Origin of the sequence: Micromonospora sp. BRA006-A, from assembly GCF_033433935.1 — a bacterium.
In the GTDB taxonomy this organism is placed as follows: domain Bacteria; phylum Actinomycetota; class Actinomycetes; order Mycobacteriales; family Micromonosporaceae; genus Micromonospora; species Micromonospora aurantiaca.
In genome coordinates, this window is record NZ_JANCLW010000001.1 from 1,887,814 (window position 1) to 1,908,516 (window position 20,703).

The 20,703-nt window shown below is 71.8% G+C and carries 16 protein-coding genes; 8 read left to right on the plus strand and 8 right to left on the minus strand.

Translation table 11 applies throughout. The features are described from left to right. The first annotated feature begins 10 nt into the window (after window positions 1-10). From NMK34_RS09110 to NMK34_RS09135, 6 genes are read left to right on the plus strand one after another with little or no spacing between them, the layout of a single operon-like run. Window positions 11-955 (plus strand): ABC transporter permease, encoded by a 945-nt coding sequence (locus NMK34_RS09110; RefSeq protein ID WP_013288208.1) that lies wholly within the window; start codon window positions 11-13, stop codon window positions 953-955. Beyond that, a complete protein-coding gene (locus NMK34_RS09115) occupies window positions 952-1,836 on the plus strand; it encodes an ABC transporter permease (RefSeq protein ID WP_013288207.1) in 885 nt (294 codons plus the stop codon). The genes NMK34_RS09110 and NMK34_RS09115 overlap by 4 nt, the downstream gene beginning before the upstream one ends. 5 nt (window positions 1,837-1,841) lie before the next feature. Continuing rightward, entirely contained in the window at window positions 1,842-2,828 is a 987-nt protein-coding gene (locus NMK34_RS09120; RefSeq protein ID WP_318333013.1) for an ABC transporter ATP-binding protein, read from the plus strand. Beyond that, window positions 2,825-3,649 carry an ATP-binding cassette domain-containing protein gene (locus NMK34_RS09125; protein WP_318333014.1) on the plus strand — a complete coding sequence of 275 codons (825 nt, stop codon included), beginning with the start codon at window positions 2,825-2,827 and terminating at the stop codon, window positions 3,647-3,649. Before NMK34_RS09120 ends, NMK34_RS09125 begins: the two co-directional genes overlap by 4 nt. Then, window positions 3,646-4,401, plus strand: coding sequence for an SDR family oxidoreductase (locus NMK34_RS09130; RefSeq protein WP_318333015.1), 756 nt, complete (start codon window positions 3,646-3,648; stop codon window positions 4,399-4,401). Before NMK34_RS09125 ends, NMK34_RS09130 begins: the two co-directional genes overlap by 4 nt. An 8-nt stretch (window positions 4,402-4,409) precedes the next feature. After that, window positions 4,410-6,710 carry an arylsulfatase gene (locus tag NMK34_RS09135; RefSeq protein ID WP_318333016.1) on the plus strand — a complete coding sequence of 767 codons (2,301 nt, stop codon included), beginning with the start codon at window positions 4,410-4,412 and terminating at the stop codon, window positions 6,708-6,710. A gap of 75 nt (window positions 6,711-6,785) precedes the next feature. Here the strand turns inward: NMK34_RS09135 and NMK34_RS09140 are convergent, their stop codons facing one another. From NMK34_RS09140 to NMK34_RS09160, 5 genes are all read right to left on the minus strand, one after another. Further along, window positions 6,786-8,072, minus strand: a complete 1,287-nt coding sequence (locus tag NMK34_RS09140; protein WP_318333017.1) for a dihydrolipoamide acetyltransferase family protein — start codon at window positions 8,070-8,072, stop codon at window positions 6,786-6,788. 14 nt (window positions 8,073-8,086) lie between these two features. Then, entirely contained in the window at window positions 8,087-9,055 is a 969-nt protein-coding gene (locus NMK34_RS09145; RefSeq protein ID WP_318333018.1) for an alpha-ketoacid dehydrogenase subunit beta, read from the minus strand. 29 nt (window positions 9,056-9,084) lie between these two features. Next, window positions 9,085-10,215, minus strand: a complete 1,131-nt coding sequence (locus tag NMK34_RS09150; RefSeq protein WP_318333019.1) for a thiamine pyrophosphate-dependent dehydrogenase E1 component subunit alpha — start codon at window positions 10,213-10,215, stop codon at window positions 9,085-9,087. 115 nt (window positions 10,216-10,330) lie between these two features. Continuing rightward, window positions 10,331-11,662, minus strand: coding sequence for an aspartate aminotransferase family protein (locus NMK34_RS09155; protein ID WP_318333020.1), 1,332 nt, complete (start codon window positions 11,660-11,662; stop codon window positions 10,331-10,333). 20 nt (window positions 11,663-11,682) lie between these two features. After that, entirely contained in the window at window positions 11,683-13,215 is a 1,533-nt protein-coding gene (locus tag NMK34_RS09160) for a CoA-acylating methylmalonate-semialdehyde dehydrogenase (protein WP_412098864.1), read from the minus strand. 107 nt (window positions 13,216-13,322) lie between these two features. On the opposite strand from NMK34_RS09160, the gene NMK34_RS09165 reads away from it, so the two are divergent. Further along, a complete protein-coding gene (locus NMK34_RS09165) occupies window positions 13,323-14,966 on the plus strand; it encodes a PucR family transcriptional regulator (RefSeq protein WP_318333021.1) in 1,644 nt (547 codons plus the stop codon). A 4-nt stretch (window positions 14,967-14,970) separates the two neighbouring features. Here the strand turns inward: NMK34_RS09165 and NMK34_RS09170 are convergent, their stop codons facing one another. Beyond that, window positions 14,971-15,354 (minus strand): hypothetical protein, encoded by a 384-nt coding sequence (locus NMK34_RS09170; protein WP_318333022.1) that lies wholly within the window; start codon window positions 15,352-15,354, stop codon window positions 14,971-14,973. Window positions 15,355-15,672: 318 nt separating this feature from the next. Between NMK34_RS09170 and NMK34_RS09175 the strand changes: the two genes are divergently transcribed. Continuing rightward, complete coding sequence (locus NMK34_RS09175) at window positions 15,673-17,361, plus strand: methylmalonyl-CoA mutase (protein WP_128137603.1); 1,689 nt, start codon at window positions 15,673-15,675, stop codon at window positions 17,359-17,361. A 71-nt stretch (window positions 17,362-17,432) separates the two neighbouring features. On the opposite strand, the gene NMK34_RS09180 is transcribed toward NMK34_RS09175, so the two are convergent. Continuing rightward, the gene (locus tag NMK34_RS09180; RefSeq protein ID WP_412098865.1) at window positions 17,433-18,650 is read right to left on the minus strand and encodes an IS30 family transposase; all 1,218 of its coding nucleotides are present in this window, start codon (window positions 18,648-18,650) and stop codon (window positions 17,433-17,435) included. 110 nt (window positions 18,651-18,760) lie between these two features. Beyond that, window positions 18,761-20,383 (minus strand): cellulase family glycosylhydrolase, encoded by a 1,623-nt coding sequence (locus NMK34_RS09185; RefSeq protein WP_318333023.1) that lies wholly within the window; start codon window positions 20,381-20,383, stop codon window positions 18,761-18,763. Between the last annotated feature and the right edge of the window lie 320 nt (window positions 20,384-20,703).

Here is a 20,703-nt window from a genome sequence, read left to right on the forward strand (position 1 = left end):
GCACACACGCATGGTGATCTACTTCGTCCGGCGGCTGGCCATCCTCGCGGTATCGCTGTTCGCCGCGTCCATCCTCGTCTTCACGATGCTGGCGCTGCTGCCGGGCGACCAGGCGCAGGCGATGCTCGGCGTCAACGCGACCCCGGAGGCGCTGGAGGCGCTGCGGGAGCAGTTCGGGACGAACCGGCCGTTCACCGAGCGGTACCTCGAATGGGCCGGCGGCCTGATCCGCGGCGACTTCGGCATCTCGCCGCTCAGCGGGGTGTCGGTCGGTTCGGAGATCGCCGACAAGCTCGGCGTGACGGTGCCGCTCATCCTGGCCGGGATGACGCTGGCGCTGCTCATCGCCGTACCGCTGGGCATCCTCGCCGCGGTGAAGAGCCGTACCGCGATCGGGACGGCGCTGTCCGCGCTGAGCCAGGTCGGCATCGCCGTTCCCTCGTTCTGGCTGGGCATCCTGCTCATCACCGTGTTCGCGGTGAAGTTGCAGTGGCTGCCCGCCGGCGGGTTCACCGGCTGGGACGACGTCGGCGGCGCCGTGCAGGCCCTGCTGATGCCGGCGCTCGTCCTCGGCGTGGCCCAGGGCGCGATCCTGATGCGCTACGTCCGGTCCGCGGTGGTCGAGGTCATGCAGGAGGACTTCATCCAGACCGCGCGGGCCAAGGGGCTGAGCCGCTCGCAGGCGCTGACCCGGCACGCGCTGCGCAACGCGGCCATCCCGGTCATCACGGTCCTCGGTCTGCAGCTCGCGACGCTGCTCATCGGCACCGTCGTGATCGAGAACGTCTTCGGCCTGCCCGGCCTCGGCCGGATGCTGCTGCAGGACGTGGGCAACCGCGACCTGCTGAAGGTGCAGGGCACCGTGATGGTGCTGACCGCCGCGGTGCTTCTGATCAACTTCGTCGTCGACGTGGTGTACCACGCGGTCGACCCCAGGCTGAGGAGCAAGGCATGACATCAGTCGCCGACGCCCCACCGGACGCCACCGCCGACGTCGTCGCGGCCGGCCCCGTCAAGCCGCGCCGCCGCTGGAACCTCACCCTGGTGATCGGCGCCGGCCTGGTGGGCCTGGTCGTCCTCACCGCGCTGGTGTCGTTCCTCTGGACGCCGTACGACCCCACCCGGGTCGACCCGTCGCAGACGCTGCTGTCCCCGGGCGGGGACCACTGGCTCGGCACCGACCACTTCGGCCGGGACATCGTCAGCCAGCTCCTCGTCGGCGCGCGGACCACACTGTTCGTCGGTGTGGTCGCCGTCGCGATCGCCGCCGCCGTCGGCGTACCCCTGGGTCTGCTCGCCGCCACCGGGCACCGCTGGCTCAGCGAGCCGGTGATGCGGGCACTGGACATCGTGTTCGCCTTCCCGGCCATCCTGCTGGCGATCATCCTGGCCGCCGGCTTCGGCGCCTCCACGCTCACCGGCATGATCGCGATCGGCGTCGCCAACGTGCCGGTGTTCGGCCGTCTCACCCGGGCCGGCGCGATGCAGGTGCTGCAGAGCGACTTCGTGCTGGCCGCGCGCAGCTACGGCCGCCGGGGCGTGGTGCTCATGGTCCGGTACGTGCTGCCCAACATCGCGGCCCTGCTCATCGTGCAGGCGTCGGTGTCGTTCGCGCACGCGGTGCTCGCCGAGGCGGCGCTGTCCTACCTCGGGTACGGCACCCCGCCGCCGACCCCCACCTGGGGCCGGATGCTCCAGGAGGCCCAGAACTACTTCGTCGTGCAGCCGATGCTCGCCGTCTGGCCCGGTCTGGCGATCGCCCTGTCGGTGCTCGGCTTCAACCTCATGGGCGACGGGTTGCGCGACGCCCTCGACCCGCGGCTGAGAGGACGGTGAGCGGCGTGAGCGGGCTCGTGGTGGAGGACCTCGTCGTCGAGGTCCACGACATCCAGGCCGTCAAGGGCGTCTCGTTCGAGATCGGGCCGGGCCGCCGGATGGGACTCATCGGCGAGTCCGGCTGCGGCAAGTCCCTGACCGCGCTCGCGCTGATGGGCCTGCTGCCGCACGGCGTGACAGCGTCCGGCCGGGTGCTGCTGAACGGCCGGAACCTGCTCGACCTGTCCGACAAGCAGATGTGCGCGGTCCGCGGCAACGACATCGCCATGGTGTTCCAGGAGCCGATGACGGCGCTCAACCCGCTGATGCGGGTCGGCAACCAGGTCGCCGAGTCGCTGCGGCTGCACAAGGGGATGAGCCGCGCGGCGGCCTCGGCCCGGGCCGTCGAACTGCTCGAACGGGTCCAGCTGCCCGAGCCCGACCGCACCGCGCGCAAGTACCCGCACCAGCTCTCCGGCGGCCAGCGCCAGCGCGTCGTGCTGGCCATCGCGCTGGCGTGCGACCCGGCCGTGCTGGTCGCGGACGAGCCCACCACGGCGCTGGACGTCACGGTGCAGGCGGAGATGCTGCGGCTGATGGACACGCTGGTGCGCGAGGAGGGCGCGTCGCTGCTGCTCATCACGCACGACCTGCCGGTCGTCGCCAGCATCTGCGAGGAACTGCTCGTCATGTACGGCGGCTCGATCGTCGAGCACGGCGACGTGGCGACGGTGTTCGACTCGCCTCGGCACCCGTACACGGCGGGCCTGCGGGCGTCCACGGTGCTGGAGAGCACCGACGGAAGCGGCCGGCTGTCCACCATCCCGGGCCGCGTCCCGTCGCTCGGGTCGTTCCCCACCGGCTGCGTCTACCGCAACCGCTGCCCGCGCGCCGACGACGTCTGCGGCACGGTGCCGCTGCTGACGGCACCACCCGGCAGCACCCAGCGGGCGGCCTGCCACCACCCGATCGAGAGCGACCAGCCCCTAGGAAGCGGGAAGGCCAGCGCATGACCACCACCCCGTTGCTGGAAGCCGTCGACGTGGTGCGCGAGTACCGTGCCCCGCGGCGGTCGCTGCGTACGCCCGGGCAGCCGATCCGCGCGCTCGACGGCGTGAGCGTGCAGGTCCACGAGGGCGAGGCGTTCGGCATCGTGGGGGAGAGCGGCTCCGGCAAGTCCACGCTGTCGCGCATCCTCATGGCCCTCGACCAGCCGACCTCCGGCACCGCGTTCTACAACGGGCAGCGGATCAGTGGCGTACCGGAGCGGCGGCTCGGATTCCTGCGCCGCGACGTGCAGATGGTGCTCCAGGATCCGATGTCGTCGCTGAACCCGCGCATGCGCGTCGCGGACATCATCGCGGAGCCGATGCGCGCGCTGCGCCTGCCCGGCGACCACCGGGCCCGCGTCGCCGAGCTGATGCACTCGGTGGGCCTGCCCGAGGAGGCGGTGACCCGCTACCCGCACCAGTTCTCCGGCGGCCAGCGGCAACGCATCGCCATCGCCCGCGCCCTCGCGGCCGGGCCGAAGGTCATCGTCGGCGACGAGCCGGTCAGCGCGCTCGACGTCTCGGTGCGCGCGCAGATCCTCAACCTGCTCACCGACCTGGCCGAGCAGTTCAAGCTGACCCTGATCCTGGTCTCCCACGACCTGTCCGTGGTCCGGTACCTCTGCGACCGGATCGCGGTGATGAACCAGGGCCGGATCGTCGAGACGGGTGACACCGAATCGATCTACTCCGACCCTCGGCACCCCTACACCCAGAGGCTGCTGTCCGCGGTGCCCACGCTGAGCGGCGACCTCCTGGACCGATTCAACAGGAGCAGCACATGAGGTTGGTTGACCGCGTCGCCGTCGTCACCGGAGGCGCCAGCGGCATCGGACTGGCCACCGTCGGCCGGCTCGTCGAGGAGGGCGCCCGCGTCGTCATCGCCGACCTCGACGGCGATCGCGCCGCCGAGGCCGCCGCCGGCTTCGGGTCCGCCGTCGTCGGCGTGGCCTGCGACGTCACCCGGGCCGCCGACTGCCGCGCCGCCGTCGAGACCGCCGTCGAGCGGTTCGGCCGGCTCGACCTCATGCACGCGAACGCCGGTACGCCGTTCACCGGCCCGCTGGACGAGGTGGACGAGGCGACGCTGGACCGCGTGGTCGACGTGAACCTCAAGGGTGCGTTCTGGACCGCGCAGGCCGCCGCGCCCGCGCTGATCGAGGCCGGTGGCGGCGCGATCGTGTTCACCGCGTCGCTCCAGGCCGTCATCGCCCGCCCCCGGTACGCGCCGTACACCGCCGCCAAGCACGGCGTCATCGGCCTGATGAAGGCGCTGGCGCTGGAACTCGCGCCGCACGGCGTCCGGGTCAACGCGATCGCCCCGGCGGCGACCGAGACGCCGATGCTGTCGGCGTTCCTGGGCGGGATGGGTGACGTGCCGGACAGCGCCCGGGAGAACTTCCGGGCGTCGATCCCGCTGGGCCGCATGGCGACGCCGCGCGACTCCGCCGACGCGGTGGTGTTCCTCGCCGGCGACGAGGCGCGGATGATCACGGGCCACACGCTCGTCCTCGACGGCGGCACGACGGCCGGCTGAGGCGTACCGTGACCGGACCTCTGGCGGACCCTCCGTACGAGGGGACCATCGGACGCACCTACGACGAGTCGACGGAGCACTGGAGTGCGCCGCCGTCGGCCGCCGCGGGTACGCCGAACGTGGTGTACGTGCTGCTGGACGACGTCGGGTTCGCCGACTTCGGCTGCTTCGGCGCCGAGATCGACACCCCGACGATCGACCGGCTGGCCGCCTCCGGGCTGCGGTACACCAACTTCCACACCTCGCCGCTGTGCTCGCCGACCCGGGCCAGCGTGCTCACCGGCCGCAACCACCACAGCGTCGGCATGCGCATGCTGTCCAACTTCGACAGTGGCTTCCCGAGCGGGCGGGGGCGGATCACCCACGCCGCCGCCACCGTCGCGGAGATGCTCGCCGACGCCGGGTTCAACACGATGGCGGTCGGCAAGTGGCACGTCGCGCCGCTGGAGCAGACCACGCCGTCCGGGCCGTACGACCAGTGGCCGCTGGGCCGCGGTTTCGAGCGGTACTACGGCTTCCTGGAGGCCGAGACCGACAACTTCTATCCGGAGCTGGTCTACGACAACCACCAGGTGGACCCGCCGGCCACCCCGGAGGAGGGCTACCACCTCACCGAGGACCTGACCGACCGGGCCATCGGGTTCGTCCGGGACCAGACGTCGTTCACCCCGGAGAAGCCGTTCTTCCTCTATCTGGCGTACGCCGCCGCGCACGCGCCGCACCAGGCGCCGCCGGAGTACCTGGCGAAGTACCGGGGCCGCTACGACGCCGGCTGGGACGTCGTCCGCGCGGACCGGCACCGGCGGCAGATCGGGCTGGGCATCATCCCGCCGGACGCGCCGCTGCCACCGCACAACCCCGGCGTCGTGCCGTGGGACGACGTGCCGCCGGAGCAGCGGCGCCTGTTCGCCCGCATGCAGGAGGCGTACGCGGCGATGGTCGACCACACCGACGCCCAGCTCGGGCGCCTGGTCGACTTCCTGGAACGGATCGGCCGGCTGGACGACACCATCTTCGTGGTCATGTCGGACAACGGCGCGAGCCCCGAGGGCACGCCGCTCGGCACGCTCAACCCCACCGCGTTCCAGAACCGGGTGCCGGAGAACCTCCAGGACAGCCTGGACCGGATCGACGAGATCGGCGGCCCGCGGGCGCAGAGCAACTATCCGCTGGGCTGGGCGCAGGTCAGCAACACCCCGTTCCGCCGCTACAAGCAGCACACCCACGAGGGCGGGGTCCGGGTGCCGTTCGTGCTGAGCTGGCCGGCCGGTGACGTACCCGGCGGGGGAGTGCGGACGCAGTTCCAGCACAGCATCGACGTCACCGCGACGGTGCTGGACCTGGTCGGGGTCCAGCCGCCGGCGGTGCGCCGGGGCGTCCCGCAGATGCCGCTGCACGGCCGCAGCTTCCGCGACGGGCTGCGCGACCCGGCGGCGCCGCCGTCGCGGGACCGCCAGTACTTCGAGATGTTCGGCCACCGCGGCATCTACCACCAGGGCTGGAAGGCGGTCGCGTTCCACGAGCGGGGCACCTCCTGGGACGAGGACCGCTGGGAGCTGTACCGGATCGACGAGGACCCGACCGAGAGCCGCGACCTGGCCGCCGAGCATCCGGAGGTGTTGCGGCGTCTCATCGAGGAGTTCTGGATCGAGGCGGCCCGCTACGACGTGCTGCCGCTGGACGACAGGGGATTCGCGATCCGGGCCCGGGTGCCGCGCCCCGGCTCGGTGCGGGACCGGCTGGACTTCACCTACCTGTCCGGCGTGCCGACGATCTCCGGCGCGGCGGTGCCGCCGACGATGAACCGCTCGCACGCCATCACCGCGCGGGTGCACCGCACCGACGCCACCCAGGGCGGCGTGATCGTGGTGCTCGGCAACGTCAGCGGCGGCTACGTGCTGCACATCAAGGACAACCACCTGGTGTACGAGTACAACCACCTCGGCACCCGTTACGTGCTGCGGTCCGAGGGCGAGTTGCCGCTGGGTCCGGTGGAGCTGACCTTCGAGCTGACGAAGACCGCCGACTGCCAGGGCACCGGCCGCCTGTACGTGGACGGCGAGGCGGCGGGCGAGGCGCTGTTCCCGCGCCTGCTGCCGTTCTTCCACGGCTTCGCCGGCATGGACGTCGGCCGCAGCATCCACTCACCGGTGTCGCCGAGCTACCCGGCCCGGCACGAGTTCTCCGGCGAGCTGGAGTACGTGCGGTTCCGCCTCGCCGCGTCCGAGGAGGTCGGCGAGCCCATCGCACCGGCGGGGGGCGGCGCGCCGCGTCCGTCGGCCGGCGTCGGGTTCGAGGTGGTGGACTGACGCGCGCCCCGCGTACGGCGACGGCGCGTGGACGGACCTCCTCGTCTGTCCACGCGCCGTCCGTCTACCGGGGTCTCAGCGCAGGGCCAGGCCCCACAGCGGGCCCTCCAGGAACCGCCCGACGTGGGCGAGCACCCGGCTGCCCAGTTCCCCGTCCACCAGCCGGTGGTCGAACGACAGCGACAACTGCACCGTCCACCGGGGGACGACCTGCTCGTCGACCACCCACGGCATCCGGCGCAGCGCGCCGAGGCAGAGGATCGCCGCCTCACCGGGGTTGAGGATCGGGGTGCCGGCGTCCACCCCGAACACGCCGATGTTGGTGATGGTGATGGTGCCGCCGGACAGGTCGGCGGGACGGGTGCGGCCCTCCCGCGCGGTGGCCGCCAGCTCGTTCAGCGCGACCGCGAGATCCCGTACCGGAAGGTTCTGCGCGGCCTTGACGTTCGGCACCAGCAGGCCGCGCGGCGTCGCGGCGGCGATGCCCAGGTTGACGTCGGCGAACCGGACGATCTCCTGGTTCTCCTCGTCCCACCGGGAGTTCACGTCCGGGTACCGGCGGACCGCGTCCAGCAGCGCCAGCGACGCCACGAGCAGCGGGCTGACCTTCACCCCCTGGAAGGCCGGATCCTGCTTGAGCCGGTCCACGAACTCGACGGTGCCGGTCATGTCGACGGTGAGGAACTCGGTGACGTGCGGCGCGGTGAACGCGCTGGCGACCATCGCGGCGGCGGTCGCCTTGCGGACCCCGCGCACGGGCAGGCGCTCGTCCCGCCGGTGGTCGGCCACGGGTGCCGGGCCTGTGGTGTGGTCGAGCAGGTCCTGGCGGGTGATCCGGCCGCCGGGGCCGCTGCCGCGCACGTCCGCCAGCTCCACGCCGAGGTCCTTGGCGAGCTTGCGCAGCGGCGGCTTGGTGAGCACCGGCGGCCGGGACGTGTGCGCCGGCCGGGCCGGCCCGGCCGGGCGCACGGACGGCGTGGCGCGGCGCGGGCGGCGCGTCCGGGCCTGGGCGGACACCCCGTAGCCCACGAGCACCGCGGTACGCTCCGCCGCCGGTTCCTCGGCGGCCGGTTCGTCGCCGGTCGGCGGTTCGTCGGCGGACGACGCCGCCGGGCCGTCACCCGACACCCGGATCGCGATGATCGGCGCGCCGACCTCGACTGTCTGCCCCTCCTCGGCGAGCAGGCGGTCCACCACACCGGCGTACGGGCTGGGCAGCTCGACCACGGCCTTGGCGGTCTCGATGTCCACGATGACGTCGTTGAGGCCGACCGGATCGCCCGGTGCGACCCGCCAGGTGACGATCTCGGCCTCGGTGAGGCCCTCGCCGACGTCGGGCAGACGGAACTGCTGAACGTTCACGGGTACCTCTCCCTTCAGGCGGCCAGGACGCGGTCGACGGCGTCGAGGATCCGGTCCAGGTCGGGCAGGTACTCCTCCTCGACCTTCGCCGGCGGGTACGGCAGGTTGAAGCCGCCGACCCGCTCGACCGGCGCCTCCAGCGAGTAGAAGCACCGGCTCGTCACCTGCGCGACGACCTCGGCGCCGAACCCGGCGAACGTGGGGGCTTCGTGGACCACCACCGCCCGGCCGGTACGGCGCACCGACTCCTCGACTGTGGCCACGTCCAGCGGGGAGATGGACCGCAGGTCGATCACCTCGATGTCGCGGCCCTCCTGCGCCGCGGCCTCGGCGGCGGCGACGCAGGTGGCGACGGTGCCGCCGTACGTCAGCAGCGTCACGTCGCTGCCCGGCCGCACGGTCCGGGCGCGGTCCAGCGGCAGCGGCGGCCCGGCGGTTGTCACCTCGCCCTTGACCCAGTAGCGGCGCTTCGGCTCGTAGAAGATGACCGGGTCGTCACCGGCGACGGCCTGGCGGATCATCCAGTGCGCGTCGTCCGGGCTGGCGCAGTAGACGACCCGCAGCCCGGCGGTGTGCGCGAAGTACGCCTCGTTCGACTCGCTGTGGTGCTCCACCGCGCCGATGCCGCCACCGACCGGGATGCGCACCACCACCGGCAGGGCGGTACGGCCTCCGGTGCGGGCCCGCATCTTGGCGAGCTGGGAGACGATCTGGTTGAACGCCGGGTAGACGAAGCCGTCGAACTGGATCTCGCAGACCGGGCGGTAGCCGCGCAGCGCCAGACCGATGGCGGTACCGACGATCCCGGACTCGGCGAGGGTGGTGTCCACCACCCGGGCCTCGCCGAAGTCCTTCTGAAGACCGTCGGTGACCCGGAAGACGCCGCCGAGACGGCCGACGTCCTCGCCCATCAGGAGGACCTTGTCGTCGTCCTCCATGGCGCGGCGCAGGCCTGAGTTCAGTGCCTGAGAGAGGGTGAGCATGAAACGGGTTCTCCGATCGCAGGCGGGCGTCAGTCGAGGAAGGAGGCGCGGTAGGCGACGAACGCGTCGCGTTCCTCCCGCAGAAGCGGGGGCACGTCGGCCAGCACCGTGGCGAAGGCGTCCGCGAGGTCCGGCGCCGTCAGCGCCAGGCACTCCCGGCGGGTCCGGTCGGCCAGCTCGTCCGCCTCGGCCTGGATCCCGTCGAGGAACGCCTCGTCGCTCCACCCCTCGGCGCGCATCAGCGCCTCGACCCGGGCCAGCGGATCCCGCGCCCGCCAGGCCGCCAGCTCGTCGTCGGTGCGGTACCGGGTCGGGTCGTCCGACGTGCTGTGCCCGCCCATCCGGTACGTGATGGCCTCGACGATCGCGGGGCCGGCGCCGGACCGGGCGTGCGCGGTCACCGCGGACGTCACCGCGTACACCGCCAGCACGTCGTTGCCGTCGACCCACTCGCTGCGCAGGCCGAACCCGGCACCGCGCCGGTGGATCGGGGTACGCGTCTGCGACGCCGTCGGGGTCGAGATGGCCCACTGGTTGTTCTGGCAGAAGAACACCATCGGGGCGGCGTTGACGGCGGCGATGTTCATCGCCTCGCTCGCGTCGCCCTCGCTCGCGGCCCCGTCACCGAAGTACGTCACGACGACCGTGTCGCTGCCGTCGCGCTGCACCCCGAGGGCGTACCCGGTGGCGTGCAGCAGTTGGGCGGCCAGGACCAGCGTGTAGATGTGGAACGCGTACGGCTCCGGATCCCAGCCGCTGTGCGCGACGCCGCGCCACTGGCGCAGCAGGTCGGCCGGGCCGATGCCGCGCCACAGCGCCGCGGCGTGCTCCCGGTAGCTCGGGAAGACGTAGTCGTCGGCGCGTACCGCCGCGACGGAACCGACCTGGGCGGCCTCCTGGCCGCGGCACTGCAGCCACAGGCCCAGCTCGCCCTGCCGCTGCAACGCGAACGCCTCGTCGTCGAGGCGGCGCGCGAGCCGCATCCCCCGGTACAGGTCGCGGGTGAGGCGGCCGAGGGCGTCGCGGTCGGCGTCGACCTCGGGGTGCAGGCGGCCGTCCGGGGTGACGAGCTGGGTCCAGCCCTCGGACGTACGCGGAAGTCCGGTGGTGCCGGTGAAGGGGTTGGTGACCGGTGGGTCGGCGAGATCTACGGTAGTCATTCGTCACCTTCTGGGTGCGTCGGTCTCCGCGTCACCGGGGTCGCCGGCCGTCTCGCGGATCTCGGATACGGGACCGCCCGCCGGGGTGGACCCGGCGGGCGGTGGTGGGCATTGCTCAGACCGTGTGGCGGTCGGCGAGTGTCAGCGCCTCGTCGAGGATCGCCAGCCCCGCCTTGGCCTCCGTCTCCGACACGGTGCACGGCGGCACCACGTGGATCCGGTTGAAGTTCGCGAACGCGACCAGACCGCCGCGCTTGCACGCGGCCAGCACCTCGTTCATCTCCGGCGACGACGCCCCGTACGGCGCCAGCGGTTCCTTCGTCGCGCGGTCGCGCACCAGTTCCAGCGCCCAGAACACGCCGAGCCCGCGTACGTCACCGACGCTCGGGTGCCGGTCGGCCAGCTCGCGCAGCCCCGGTCCCAGCACGTCGGCGCCGATCGTGGCGGCGTTCTCGACGATCCGCTCGTCCCGCATCACGTTGATGGTCGCGACGGCGGCGGCGGTGGCCAGCGGGTGACCGGAGTAGGTCAGGCCGCCGGGGTAGGCGCGGGTGGCGAACGTCTCGGCGACGTGGTCGGCGATCACCACACCTCCGAGCGGGACGTAACCGGAGTTCACGCCCTTGGCGAAGGTGATCAGGTCGGGCGCCACGCCGTAGTGGTCCAGCGCGAACCAGGCGCCGGTACGCCCGAAGCCCGCCATCACCTCGTCGGCGACGTAGAGGATGCCGTGCCTGTCGCACAGCTCCCGTACGCCCGCGAGGAAGCCCGGCGGCGGCGGCATGATGCCGGCGGTGCCCGGCACCGTCTCCAGCACGATCGCGGCGATGGTGGACGGGCCCTCCATCTCCACCACGCGTTCGAGGTGGCGCAGCGCGAGCGCGCACTCCTCCTCCTCGGTGGTGGCGCCGAACTCCGACCGGTACAGGAACGGGCCGAAGAAGTGCACCACCCCGGCGGTGCCGTTGTCGCTGGGCCAGCGGCGCGGGTCGCCGGTGAGGTTCACCGCGGTCTGGGTGCCGCCGTGGTAGCTGCGGTACTGCGACAGCACCTTCGGCCGCCCGGTGTGCAGCCGGGCCATCCGGACGGCGTGCTCGATCGCGTCCGCGCCGCCGTTGGTGAAGAAGACCTTGGAAAGACCGGCCGGGGTCAGCTCGGTGATCAGCCGGGCCGCCTCGCCGCGGACGTCGTTGGCGTACGACGGCGCGATGGTGCACAGCTTGGCGGCCTGCTCCTGGATCGCCGCGACCACCACCGGGTGCTGGTGGCCGATGTTGGTGTTGACGAGCTGCGACGAGAAGTCCAGGTAGCGGTTCCCGTCGCCGTCCCAGAAGTACGAGCCCTCGGCGCGCTCGACCACCATCGGGTCGAGCAGCGACTGGGCGGACCAGGAGTGGAAGACGTGGGCGCGGTCGAGTTCGTAGGTGCGCTGTGCGCTGCTGCTCATCGGCGTTCTCTCTCCGCTGCTCAGACGTTCTCGGGGAAGCCGAGGTTGATCCCGCCGTGGCTGGGGTCGAGCCACCGGGAGGTGACGACCTTGCCGCGGGTGAAGAAGTGCACGCCCTCGGCCCCGTGTGCGTGCGAGTCGCCGAAGAGGCTGTCCTTCCAGCCGCCGAAGGAGTAGTAGGCCATCGGCACCGGGATCGGCACGTTGACGCCGACCATGCCGACCTCGACCTCGTTCTGGTAGCGGCGCGCGGCGCCGCCGTCGTTGGTGAAGATGGCCGTCCCGTTGCCGTACCGGTTGGCGTTGACCAGCGCGAGCGCCTCGTCGTAGCTGCCCACGCGCACGACCGACAGCACCGGCCCGAAGATCTCGTCGGTGTAGACGCTCATCTCCGGCGACACCCGGTCCAGCAGGCTCGGCCCGAGCCAGAACCCGGACTCGTCGCCGTCGACACGCACCTCGCGGCCGTCCACCACCAGCTCGGCGCCGGCCTCGACGCCCGCGTCGAGGTACGACGCGACGCGGTCGCGGTGCTCCTTGGTGACCAGCGGACCCATGTCGCAGGAGCGCCGCCCGTCGCCGACCTTCAGCGTGGCGATGCGCTCGCGGATCCGGGCCACCAGATCGTCGGCGACGGGCTCGACGACCACCAGGGCCGAGATCGCCATGCACCGCTCGCCGGCCGAGCCGAACCCGGCGTTCACCGCCGCGTCGGCGGCCAGGTCCAGGTCGGCGTCCGGCAGCACCACCATGTGGTTCTTCGCGCCGCCGAGGGCCTGGACGCGCTTGCCGTTGCGGGTGCCGGTCTCGTACACGTACCGGGCGATCGGCGTGGAGCCGACGAACGACACCGCCTTGACCTCGGGGTGCTCCAGCAGCCGGTCCACGGCGACCTTGTCGCCGTGCACGACGTTGAACACACCGGCGGGCAGCCCGGCCTGCTCCCACAGCCGGGCCACGAGCAGCGACGCGGACGGGTCCTTCTCGCTGGGCTTGAGCACGACGGTGTTGCCGGCCGCGACGGCGATGGGCACGAACCACATCGGGACCATCACCGGGAAGTTGAACGGCGAGATGACGGCGCAGACGCCGACCGGCTGGCGGATCGAGTAGACGTCCACGTTCGTGGACACGCCCTCGGAGTAGCCGCCCTTGAGCAGGTGCGGGATCCCGCAGGCGAACTCGACGACCTCCAGGCCGCGGGTGACCTCGCCGAGGGCGTCGGAGACGACCTTGCCGTGCTCGGCCGTGATCAGCTCGGCCAGCTCCTGCTTGTGCTGGTTGACCAGCTCGCGGAACGCGAACAGCACCTGGGTGCGCTTGGTCAGCGACGAGGTCCGCCAGGAGACGAACGCGGCGGCGGCGGACGCGACGGCCTGGTCCACCTCGTCGACGGAGGCCAGCGGCACCTCCGTCCGGACCGCGCCCAGCGCCGGATCGTAGACTGGGGCCGCACGCTCGGTGACGCCGGCGAACGGCTTGCCGTCGATCCAGTGGGTCACCCGCTCCAGCGGGACGGGAGCGGGCACGGTGCCGGGTGCTGTCTGGGTCATGCCCGGGATCATCTGCGCTTCCCCAGGTCCGGGCAATGGGCACTGTGTCGTTCCCGTCCGCGGGAAGCGCACATACTGTGCGCCGGAGGGAAGGGGGAGGCGCTCCGATGCCCATGACGGTCCGCGACGTGCTCGAACTGCCGGCGTTGCAGCAGGCCGGGCCGCGCGTCCTGGCGGGCCGGGACCGGCTGGACGCGCCGGTGCGCTGGGTGCACGTCGCCGAGATCCCCGAGATCGCCGACCTGCTCCGCGGCGGCGAGCTGGTCCTGACCACCGGCATCGGCCTGCCCCCCGACGACGACGGGCTGCGCCGGTGGATCGACGGCCTCGCGGCCGTCGGGGTGGCGGGTGTGGTGGTCGAGCTGGGCCGCCGGTTCGGCGGCACCCTGCCGGCCGGGCTGGTCGAGCACGCCCGCAGCCGGAACCTGCCCCTCATCGCGCTCCGGCGCGAGATGCGGTTCGTCGCCGTCACCGAGGTTGTCCACTCGGTGATCGTCGAGGAGCAGACGGCCGAACTGCTCGCGAAGGACGAGATCCACCGCGTCTTCACCGAGCTGTCGGTGGAGGGCGCCGAGCCCCGGCAGGTTCTCCGCGAGGTCACCCGCCTGTCCCGGCGTCCCGCCGTGCTGGAGAACCTCGCGCACCAGGTGCTGGCGTACGAGACCGGCCCGCTGACCGCCGAGGAGCTGCTCGACCGCTGGGAGACCCGCTCCCGCGCGGTCGAGGTCCCGTCCGGCACCGGCTACGAGCCGCGCTCGGGCTGGCTGGTGACAGGTGTCGAGGCGCGGGGCAACCGGTGGGGACGGCTCGTGCTGCTGTGCGACCAGGAGCCACCGGCCCGGACCCGGGTGCTGCTGGAGCGCGCCGCGTCCACCATCGCGCTGAACCAGCTCGTCGCCCGGGACTCGTCGTCGGTCGAGCGGCAGGCGCGCAGCAGCCTGCTGCTGAGCCTCGTCAACCACTCGGCCCCCACCCGGGACGTGGCGCTGCGGGCGCGCGGGCTCGGTGTCGTCCTGGAACAGCGACTGCTGCTCGGCGTCGTGGTCCGGCGGCGCCGCCCGGTCCCGGCCACCGGCGGCGAGGCGAACGCGCGGCGGCGGGAACTGCTCGACGCGGTCGAGACGGCGGTACGCGAGTGCGGGCTCGCCGCGCTCGTCGGCGACGTGGACGAGGCGGCCGGCGGTACCGGCGTCACCCTCCTCGTCGCGCTCGACGGGACCGGCTCCGACGAGGCAGCGCTGGGGAGCCTGTCCGCCGCGCTCACCCGGGCGGGCCACCGGGCCGGATCGGACGTCGTGGTCGCCGCCGGATCGGTGGTCCGGACGCTCGACCTGGCCCGGCGCTCACTGGTCGAGGCGGCGCAGGTGGCCGACGCGACAGTGCACACCGCCGAGCCGCGCCCGTTCTACCGGCTGCACGACGTCCGCCTCCGGGGCCTGCTGTACCTGCTGCGCGACGACGTGCGCCTGCAGACGTTCGTCGAGCGCGAGCTGGGCCCGCTGCTCTCCTACGACCAGCGCCACGGCACGAACCATGTCGGCCTGCTGGAGACGTACCTCGTGGAGGGGCGCAACAAGCGGCGCGCGGCGGACGCGATGTCCCTGTCGCGGTCAGCGCTGTACCAGCGGTTGGAACTGATCGAGCGGGTGCTCGGCGTCGACCTGGACTCGAGCGAGCGGGGCCTGTCGCTGCACGTGGCGCTCACCGCCCGGGACGTCATGCGCGCCGGCGGCCCGGAGGTCACCGGCTGACCGGTCACCGATGGGTGCCGCGGCCCGACCGGAGGCGCCGGACGCCGTCGCGGCCCGGCGCGCTGTGCACGCTGACGCTGACGACCGGTACGGCGTTCGCGACGCTCTTGCGGACCGTCTCCATCGGCGCCGTGGCGGGGGAGCACTCCACGATCATCACCGCGGACCGGTCCGGGCACTGCACGTACTGGACGTGTGACACGGCGACCCGACGGGAGTGCAGCACGGACAGCACCTTGAGCAGGCCGGTCGTGGAGTGACCCACGCCGAGGTGGACCACCATCGTGCACGGCGTGCCGTGCTCACCGGCGGGCTCGTCGTGCGGGCGGCGGCCGGGGTCGGCCCGGGGAGGATCGACGGTTGCGGGGGTGGATGCGGACACGCTCACGGGGGCCTCACAGGGACGAGCCGACAGGTTGGCTTGGCCGGCGACGCACGCGGAGGCGTACGCCGCCTAGGTAATCAGCCGGGTCGCGATTCGATTGCCCACGGCGGGAGTGTGGCACGGGAACCGGCTCGCCGGGAGGCTGCGCCGGGCAGCCGTCCGCCACGTGAGACAGGGCCCTGAGCTGCGGATCGACGGTGATGGGTCGCCCCGGTGGGGCCGATCGCCGGGTTACCGGCCGGTACGCGAGCCCTTAAGGATCGTTCAGGATCTCGCTCTACACTCGGAACCGGGACGACGACTTGAGAAGGAGCTCCGCGCATGGACGCTGACGAGATCGCCGCCGGTCGGGCCCGCTGGCAGGCCCGCTACGACGCCGCCCGCAAGCGCGACGCGGACTTCACCACGCTGTCCGGACTGCCGGTCGAGCCGGTGTACGGCCCGCCGGAGGACACCGCGTACCCCGGGTTCGAGCGGATCGGCTGGCCGGGCGAGTTCCCGTACACCAGGGGTCTGTACCCGACCGGCTACCGCGGGCGGACCTGGACCATCAGGCAGTTCGCCGGCTTCGGCAACGCCCGGCAGACCAACGAGCGCTACAAGATGATCCTCGGCGCGGGCGGCGGCGGTCTCTCCGTCGCGTTCGACATGCCGACGCTGATGGGCCGCGACTCGGACGACCCGCAGTCGCTCGGCGAGGTCGGCCACTGCGGCGTCGCTGTCGACTCGGCGGCCGACATGGAGGTGCTGTTCGACGGCATCGACCTGGCCGGCGTGACCACCTCGATGACCATCTCCGGCCCGGCCGTGCCGGTCTTCTGCATGTACCTGGTCGCCGCCGAACGGCAGGGCGCCGACCTGTCCACGCTGGACGGGACGCTCCAGACGGACATCTTCAAGGAGTACATCGCGCAGAAGGAGTGGCTGTTCGACCCCGAGCCGCACCTGCGCCTCATCGGTGACCTGATGGAGTACTGCGCGCGGGAGATCCCCCGGTACAAGCCGCTGTCCGTCTCCGGCTACCACATCCGCGAGGCCGGCTCGACCGCCGCGCAGGAGCTGGCGTACACGCTGGCCGACGGCTTCGGGTACGTCGAGCTGGGCCTGTCGCGCGGGCTGGACGTGAACACCTTCGCCCCCGGCCTGAGCTTCTTCTTCGACTCCCACGTGGACTTCTTCGAGGAGATCGCGAAGTTCCGCGCCGCCCGCCGGATCTGGGCCCGCTGGCTGCGCGACGTGTACGGCGCCACCAGCGAGAAGGCGCAGTGGCTGCGGTTCCACACGCAGACCGCCGGGGTGTCGCTGACCGCGCAGCAGCCGGTCAACAACGTGGTGCGTACGGCCGTGGAGGCCCTGGCCGCGGTGCTCGGCGGCACCAACTCGCTGCACACCAACGCGCTCGACGAGACGCTCGCCCTGCCCACCGACGAGTCGGCCGAGATCGCCCTGCGTACCCAGCAGGTGCTGATGGAGGAGACCGGGGTGACCAACGTGGCCGACCCGCTCGGCGGCTCCTGGTACGTCGAGGCGCTCACCGACCGGATCGAGGCCGAGGCGGAGGAGATCTTCGCCCGGATCAAGCAGCTCGGCGGCGAGGGCCCGCACACCATCGGCCCGATGACCTCCGGCATCCTGCGCGGCATCGAGGACGGCTGGTTCACCGGGCACATCGCCGAGTCGGCCTTCGTCTACCAGCAGGCGCTGGAGAAGGGCGACAAGAAGATCGTCGGCGTCAACTGCCACACCGGGACCGTCGCCAAGGACCTGGAGATCCTGCGCATCTCGCACGAGGTGGAGCTGGAGCAGCGCCGGGTGCTGACCGAGCGCAAGTCGGCCCGCGACGACGCCGCCGTCACCGCCGCCGTCAAGCGGATGGTCGAGGTCTCCCGGACCGGCGAGAACATGATCCCCGCCATGCTCGACGCGGTCCGCGCCGAGGCCACCCTCGGCGAGATCTGCGACGCCCTCCGCACCGAGTGGGGCGTCTACCGAGAGCCCGCCCGCTTCTGACCCCCCCGGTTCTGTAAGGAAGGGCCCCTTGTTAACAACGGCGGTTTCAAGGGGTCGTTGCAACACGTTGGCTAGTCGGTGACGGCTAGGAGCTTAGCGAGGCGCTCGGCTGGGGTGTCCCAGCCGAGCGTTTTGCGTGGGCGGCCGTTGAGTTCGGCGGCGACGGTGGCGAGGTGGTCGGGGCTGTGGACGGCCAGGTCGGTGCTTTTGGGGAAGTACTGGCGCAGCAGTCCGTTGGTGTTCTCGTTGGTGCCGCGTTGCCAGGGTGAGTGCGGGTCGCAGAAGTAGACCGGCATCTGTGCGGTGATGCTGAACTGGTGGTGCATCGCCATCTCGATGCCTTGGTCCCAGGTCAGAGAGCGTTTCAGGTGTTGCGGCAGGGTGGCCATGGCGGTGAGCAGGCCGTCGCGGACCTGGTCGGCGCTGCGGCCGGCGCCCAGGTGCACGAGCAGGATGTAGCGGGTGGAGCGTTCGACAAGTGTGCCGATCGCGGAGCCGTTGTCCTTGCCGATGATCAGGTCGCCTTCCCAATGGCCGGGCACGGCACGGTCGTCGGCCTCAGCGGGCCGTTCGCTGATCATCACCATTGGATGAGTGAAGCGGGGCTGGCGCCGCCCCGGCTGACGGCGGGTGCGCCGCACCGCGCGGCCGGTGCGCAGCGCGGCGGTCAGCTCTCGGCGCAGTTCGCCACGGCCCTGGACGTAGAGCGCCTGGTAGATCGTCTCGTGTGACACGTGCAGCTCGTTCCGCTCGGGAAAGTCACGGCGCAGCCGACGGCTGATCTGTTCCGGGCTGTGCTTGCGATCCAGCATGGCCTGGACGTGCTCCCGCAGCGCCGGACACGCAGCGATTTTGCCGATCTTCGGGCGAGGTCGCCTGCTGTCGGCGCGTTGCTGGGCTGCGTAGGGCCGGTAGTCACCGCTGCCCGGGTGCCGATTGCGGCGGATCTCCCGGCTGACCGTGCCCGGCGAACGCCGCAGCTCAGCGGCGATCGCCGCCTGCGAGGCACCCTCCCGCAGCCGATCAGCGATCACGATCCGCTCGGCCTGGGACAGAAACCGGTCCGACACGGCAAAAGGCCGGGCAGCGGGAGGTACTCCCTGCTGCCCGGCCTTCATCTGACTCGTGCGGCCGTACCGCCAGCGGTGACCAGTCCTGCGATTGATCCCGACCAGCCGGCACGCTTCACTCGTACTCACACCCCGCGCCACAAGATCCAAATATGCCTGACGCTCCGCCCGAAGCTTCTTCGGTCCCTGCGGCCGGCGATCCCCACGGATCTCGAACACTGCAACCCCTGATCAGGTCAGGCGTTGCAACGATCCCTAGAACCCAAGCAACTGCTGTTAACAAGGGGCCCTTCCTCTACCGCAGGCGTTAATAAGGGGCCCTTCCTTCGTCAGCAGGCGGTGCCGTTGAGCTTGACCGTGGCGGGGGTCGCGGCGGTGCCGTTGGCGGTGAAGCCGACGGTGACCGACGCGCCCGCCGCCAGCGACGACGCCCAGGCCGGCGCGGCCGCAGTCACAGTGGTGCCGGACTGCGTGACGGTGGCGTTCCAGCCGCTGGCCAGCGTCACCCCGGACGGCCACGTCCAGGTGGCCGACCACGGGTTCACCGCGGCGGTGCCGGTGTTCTTGACGGTCAGCTCACCCTGGAAGCCACCCGACCAGGAGTTGATCTGCTTGTACGTGGCGGTGCAGCCGCCGGTCACCGGAGGCGGCGGGGTGGTCGGCGCCGGCGACGTGTTCGGCGTGCCGGTCGGGGACGGGCTGGTGGTGCCGCCACCGCCGGTCGGCGGGATCAGGTACGGCGTGAGGATGTCCTGCTTCGCCTGGTTGATCGTGGTCCAGTCGTCGTTGGCGATGCCGCCGGTGTCACCCGAGTTCGGGTTCCACGACCAGTACGTGAACGACATGCCGTTCACACCGGTGCCGGTGTACGCCATCAGATTCTGCAGCCAGATCTTGTCCTTGGGATCCTGGAGCGTGGTGCCGAACTCGCCCATCATGATCGGCGCGATGTTCTGCTTGTAGAGGTAGCCCCAGTACTTGTCCCAGATGGCCGGCATGTTCGCCGGGTACGTCGGGTCGTCGAACCAGGCCTGCCGGTACACCGAGGTGGCGTACTCGTGCGGCGAGTAGACCAGCCGGTTCGCCACGTTCAGCCGCACCGGGAACTGCCCGGCCTTGGACAGGTTGCCGCCCCACCAGCCGCAGTCCTCGTCGTTGCTGGGGTCGTTGTCCCAGACGTTCGACAGGCCGCCGCTCGGGCAGCTCACCCCCTCCACGAAGATCAGCCAGTTCGGCTGCACGCCGAGGATCGCGTTGCCGGCCCGCTCGGCGGCCAGCCGCCAGTCCCGGGCGGTGTCGCCGCAACCCCAGCAGGCGCCGGTGGCGGCCGGGTTGGTGCCCTCGGCGTGCGGCTCGTTGTGCAGGTCCGCGCCGATCACCGTGGTGTTGCCGGCGTACCGCTGGGCCAGCATCTTCCAGTCGTTGATCCAGGTCGCCTCGGAGACCGTCGAGGTGTACCAGAGCGGCGACTGCCCGGCCGACGTCGGCCGGTGCCGGTCCAGGATGACCCGCATCCCCTTGCTGCCCGCGTAGTCGATGACCTTGTCGAGGATCTGCAGCGGGGAGAGCCCGATCAGGTCCGGGTTGACGAAGTCGTTGATGCCGGTGGCGGTCGCGCCGGCCTTGAGGGCGTCGTTCGAGTACGGGATCCGCAGCGTGTTGTAACCCAGCCGGGCCATGGTGTCGAGCTGGGAGCGCCACGGGTTGCTCGACCACAGGCCGTGGAACGTCTTGTTGTCGGTCTCCATCCCGAACCAGTTGATGCCGGTCAGCCGGACCGTCGCGCCCGTACTGTCGACGATCTTGCTGCCGCTGGTGTGCAGGTAACCGGTGCCGGTGCCACCGGCCGCCGCGGCGGCCGGTGCGGTGGAGACGGCGGCGGCGACGAGAACGCCGGCCGCTGCGGTGGCGAGCGCCGTCAGGGCGCCGCCGAGGGCGGTGCGTCGGTGCATGGAAGCTCCACTTCGGATGCCCGCGCCGCGCAGGCGCCGCGGGCGGCAGGACCAGGAGGCACGTCCCGCTCGTCATCGAGTACGCGCACAGCGCGCGCCGGGCCGTGTCGTGTGGACGGCCACCCGCGAGATGTCGCACCGGCGACCGTCGACGGCGAGATCAGCCGTCGGTGCCCTCGTGCCGGTGCCTGAACCTGGCTCCGCCGCTCATTCTGATCAGCCCGCCTCGATGCGTCAACCCGCCCTCGGACGCAGGTGAGCCCCCGGCCGACCCGGCCGGGGGCTCACCCGATGTGTCCGTCCGCCGGCCTGCCCGGCCG